3 protein-coding genes and 1 pseudogene are annotated in these 4,500 nt (G+C 75.6%); 1 reads left to right on the top strand and 3 read right to left on the bottom strand.

The window, feature by feature from the left end; genetic code table 11:
• Window positions 1-1,136: aldehyde dehydrogenase (locus I59_RS06810; protein ID WP_022903225.1), on the bottom strand; the 1,136-nt coding region annotated here is incomplete at its 3' end.
• Between the two features lie 118 nt (window positions 1,137-1,254).
• Here I59_RS06810 and I59_RS19390 point away from each other — a divergent pair.
• Window positions 1,255-2,259, top strand: coding sequence for a glycosyltransferase family 9 protein (locus I59_RS19390; RefSeq protein WP_261976534.1), 1,005 nt, complete (start codon window positions 1,255-1,257; stop codon window positions 2,257-2,259).
• A 478-nt stretch (window positions 2,260-2,737) separates the two neighbouring features.
• Here the strand turns inward: I59_RS19390 and I59_RS19385 are convergent.
• Both I59_RS19385 and I59_RS06795 read right to left on the bottom strand, forming a co-directional pair.
• Window positions 2,738-3,443: pseudogene (locus I59_RS19385) on the bottom strand (SDR family oxidoreductase).
• A gap of 60 nt (window positions 3,444-3,503) precedes the next feature.
• Window positions 3,504-4,500 (bottom strand): PfkB family carbohydrate kinase (locus tag I59_RS06795; RefSeq protein WP_022903224.1); only part of this gene is annotated, 997 nt, incomplete at its 5' end.

Raw genomic sequence — 4,500 nt, 5'->3', positions numbered from 1 at the left:
TCGTCGAACGAGTCCACGACCCGGACCGGTGCGACCGGACCGAACGTCTCCTCGGTCATCACGAGCATGTCGTCGGCCACGCCGGTGAGGACGGTCGCGGGGTACGCCGAGCCGGGGCCGTCCGGCACGACGCCCCCGGTGCGGAGGACGGCTCCGCGTTCGACGGCGTCGCGGACCTGGTGGTGCACGGCGTCCCGCATCCGCTCGTCGACCAGCGGGCCGTACTGGGCCGCGGGAGCGGCGGTCCGGGCGTCGGCCTCGACCACGAGTGCGGCGACGAAGGCGTCGGCGACCGCACGGTGCACGTAGACGCGTTCGACGCTCGTGCAGATCTGGCCGGTGTTCGCGAAGGCACCGAGGGCGACCTGGGACGCGGCCCAGACCGGGTCGACGTCGGCGTCCACCACGACGGCGTCGTTGCCGCCGTTCTCCCGCACCACGTGCGCGCGGGTCCGGGCGGCGACCTCGCTCAGCCGGTCGCCGGTGGCAGTCGAGCCGACGTGCGCGTAGACGTCGATGCCGTCCTGCGCCAGCAGGGCCTCGCCGGTGGCCGCGTCGCCGTCGACGCCGACGAGGACGCCCTCCGGCAGCACCTCGGCGAGGAGCTCGTTGAGTCGGGCGATGGTCGCGGGGCAGCGCTCGGACCCCTTGTGCACGACGGTGTTGCCGGTGACGATCGCGGCCCCGAGGATCCCGCACGCCACCGCGACCGGGTCGTTCCACGGCGTCAGTGCGAGCACGACCCCGCGGGCGTGCGGCACCGTCCAGTCCGCGGCACCGTGCTGGCCGCGGAGGGCTTCGCCGCGGTGCACCGGCCCGAGCTCGGCGTACTGCAGCAGCGTCCCGACGCCCGCCTCGACACCGCCGAGCGCGTCACCGGGCACCTTGCCCGTCTCACGGGTGTTCAGCGTGGCGAGTTCGTCCGCGTGCTCCCGGAGGTGCTCGGCGGCGGCGCGGAGCAGGGCACCACGCTCGGCCGGAGCGGTCCGTCGCCAGCCCGGCGCGGCGGCACGGGCACGGGCGACTGCCTGCCGCACGTCCTCGTCGGACGAGCGCGGCGTCGTCGAGGCCACCATGCCGTCGACGGGGTCGGTCACGACGAGGTGCGCAGTGGGGTCGGTCGGGGCGAGGGTCATGCGGGTCCTTCCGTGCGGAACTCGCACGTTCCTCCCCCTGCGCTGGACGCGGTCACGGGACCGCGCTTCTCGTCCATCCCCTCGCGGACGGTCGGGTCCGGTGCGTAGACACGGAAGGGTGCAGCTGATCGGCAACGGTGGTCCCCGGTTCGACGACGTCCGCGAGATCGCGGTCCTGCGGGGCGGCGGCCTCGGCGACCTGCTCTTCGCGGTCCCGGCGCTCGACGCCCTCGCCGCCGCCTACCCCGACGCACGGATCACGCTGCTCGGGACGCCCGTCGCCCCGGCCGTCCTGTCCGGTCGGACGGGCGCCGTGCACGCGTTCGAGGAACTGCCGGTCGTGCCGGGCGTCCGCGACGGCGGCGACGGTGCACCGAGCCGTGCGGACTTCGACGAGCGGACCCGAGGGCGGTTCGACCTCGCGGTGCAGCTGCACGGCGGCGGCCGGAACTCGAACCCGTTCCTGCTCGGCCTGGGCGCACCACACACGGTCGGCACGGCGACCGAGGACGCCGAGGTCCTCGAACGCTGGGTCCGGTACGTGTACTACCAGCACGAGGTCCTCCGCGCGCTCGAGGTCGTGTCGCTCGCCGGCGCCGCGCCCGTGACGCTCGACCCGCGTGTCACCGTGGCCGAGCAGGAGCGGGCAGATGCGCGGGCACGCCTCGGTGTCACCGACCGTCTGGTCGCGATGCACCCGGGAGCGACCGACCCGCGCCGACGCTGGAGCCCGGACCGGTTCGCCGCGGTCGTCCGCGCTCGGCTCGCAGCGGGCGACGACGTCGTGCTCGTCGGCGACGCGTCGGACCGTGCGGCGGCGGACGCCATCCGTGCAGCGGTCGGCGACACCGACCGGCTCCACGACCTCGTCGGGACGCTGCCCCTCGCCGACCTGCCGGTGGTGCTGGCCGCGGCCGACGTGATGGTCGGCGACGACTCAGGCCCCCGGCACCTCGCGGTCGCGGTCGGCACACCCACCGTGGGCGTGTTCTGGTTCGGCAACGTGGTCAACGCAGGACCGGTCGACCGGGGGACGGCACCGGGTCCACATGTCGTTCGTCACGCGCTGCCCGGTGTGCGGCATCGACGTCACCCCAGTCGGGTGGACGGCCGAGCGCTGTGAACACGACCCGTCCTTCGTCGACGAGTTCACCCCCGAGGCGGTCCTGGCGGACGTGGCCGACCTGCTGGCCACGGCGACGCTTCGCTGAGGCGACCCCCGACGCGTCGCTGACGCGACCCCGGACTCGGCGCTGACGCGACCCCGCACCGTGCGAGGACTCGTCCTGGCGCCACCCGCCCGGCGTGCGAGGTTCCACACACGGTGCGAGGGTTCGGGCGTCGCACCGTGTGTGCAACCTCGCACCGCACGTACGCACCGCACCTACGCACCGCACCTGCGCACCGCACGTACGCACCGCACCTACGCACCGCACCTGCGCACCCACGCGTCACGACCACGCGTCGCTGACGCGACCCCGGACGGACGGGAGGCGCGGTGCCGTCCGGCACCGTCCTCCCTCGCAGGCTCGGTCGGCGCGCCCCGCACAACGCTCCGCGTTGCCANTGAGCGGGGCGCGCCCGTCCGTCGTCGGGACCGCCTACGGCCAGCTCGGTTCCGTGGCCGGCATGATCGACAGCTCGCGGATCTCGCAGCCCGCGGGCTGCGCGAGCGCGAAGAGGATCGCGTTCGCGACGTACTCCGGCTCGATGAGCTGTGCGTCGGGACCGGGCTTGTACTGCTCCGTCCGGTCGGCGAAGAAGTTCGTCCGCATGCCCGCCGGGATCACGTTCGTCACGCCGATGCGACCGCCGGTCTCCGCCGCCAGGGCCTGCGAGAAACCACGGACGCCGAACTTCGACGCCGAGTAGGCGGTGCCGTCGCCGACGCCGCGCAGGGCGAGCGAGGACGAGATCGTCACGACCGGGCCGTGCGTCGCTTCGAGCGCCGGGAGCGCCGCCCGCACGACCGCGGCCGTGCCGAGCAGGTTCACCGCGACGATGCGCTCCCAGTCGCCCGGAGGAGATGCCACCGATCGGCGCGGGCTTGTCGATGCCGGCGGCCGTGACGACCGCGTCGAGGCCGCCGTGGCGCTCCGCGGCGTCCCGGACCGCCTGCTCGGTCGCGGCGGTGTCGGTGACGTCGACCGTGACGGCGTCGACGCCCTCCGGCACGGCGTCGACGGCGAGGTCGAGCACGACGGGCGTGCCGCCGGCCTCGGCGACCGCGGCGACGACCGCGGCTCCGAGGCCCGAGGCGCCGCCGGTGACGAGGACACGGCCGATCGGTGTGGTGGGGACGGGCATGGGGTTCCTTTCGTGGAGGGTGGGCGCGGACGGACCCGTCGGGACGGACCCGTGCGCCGCTCAGCCGACGTGCGCGAGCGCGGCGGCGAGACGGGTGGTGGAGCGGCCCGGGTGGAAGGGCACGGTGACGACGCGCCCGCCCCACTCGGCGAGCGTGGCGGCCTCGGGCAGGTCGGCGGCGTCGTAGTCGCCGCCCTTCGCCCAGACGTCGGGCCGGAAGCGACGGAGCGCATCGTCGGGCGTGTGCTCGTCGAACACGACGACGGCGTCGACACAGTCGAGCGCGAGCAGGAGCTCGACGCGGTCGTCCTGGCTCATGATCGGCCGTTCGGGACCCTTGAGCGCCCGGACGGACGCGTCGGAGTTGAGGCACACCACGAGGCAGTCCCCGAGCGCGCGGGCCGCGGACAGCGTGCGGGCGTGCCCCGCGTGCAGGAGGTCGAAGCAGCCACCGGTGGCCACGACGGTGCCGCCGTCGGCCCGGACCCGGTGGACGAGCCGGAGCGCGTCTCGGTCGGTGCCGGGGACCGCCACGGGCTCGGCGCCGCGGTCGGCGAACAGCGCGCCGACCCCGCCGGCCGCGAGGTACGCGGAGGCGTCGGCGACCCCGGCGGCGACCGCGTCGGCGAGTCCGGCACCCTCGGCGAGGGCGACCGCGACCCCGGCGGCGAGCCGGTCGCCGGCACCGCACGGGTCACCCGCGGTCGTCGAGGGGGCGGGGACGAAGCGGCTGCCGGACGCCGAGGTGACGAGCGCGCCGCGGTCGCCCATCGTGACCGCCACGGCGTCCGTGCCCCACGCCTCGCGCAGGGCTCCGGCGGCGTCGGTGGCGAACGGGACGCCCTCGCCGCCGAGACCGCTGAAGGTCCGGGCCTCGGCGGTGTTCGGCGTCGCGACGGTCGTGCCCGGCACCGGCTGGGCGCCCTTGGGGTGCGGGTCCCAGACGACCGGGGTGTGCGCGGCGACCGCCTCGAGCGCGGCGCGCAGTGCCGGGGCGGCCGCGACCCCGCGGCCGTAGTCGGCGACGACGACCGCGTCGGCTTCGGCGAGCGCGTCG

The sequence above is a fragment of the Curtobacterium sp. B8 genome, assembly GCF_000333315.1.
Taxonomy (GTDB): Bacteria; Actinomycetota; Actinomycetes; order Actinomycetales; family Microbacteriaceae; genus Curtobacterium; species Curtobacterium luteum.
This window is presented reverse-complemented; position numbering and strand designations above follow the sequence as displayed.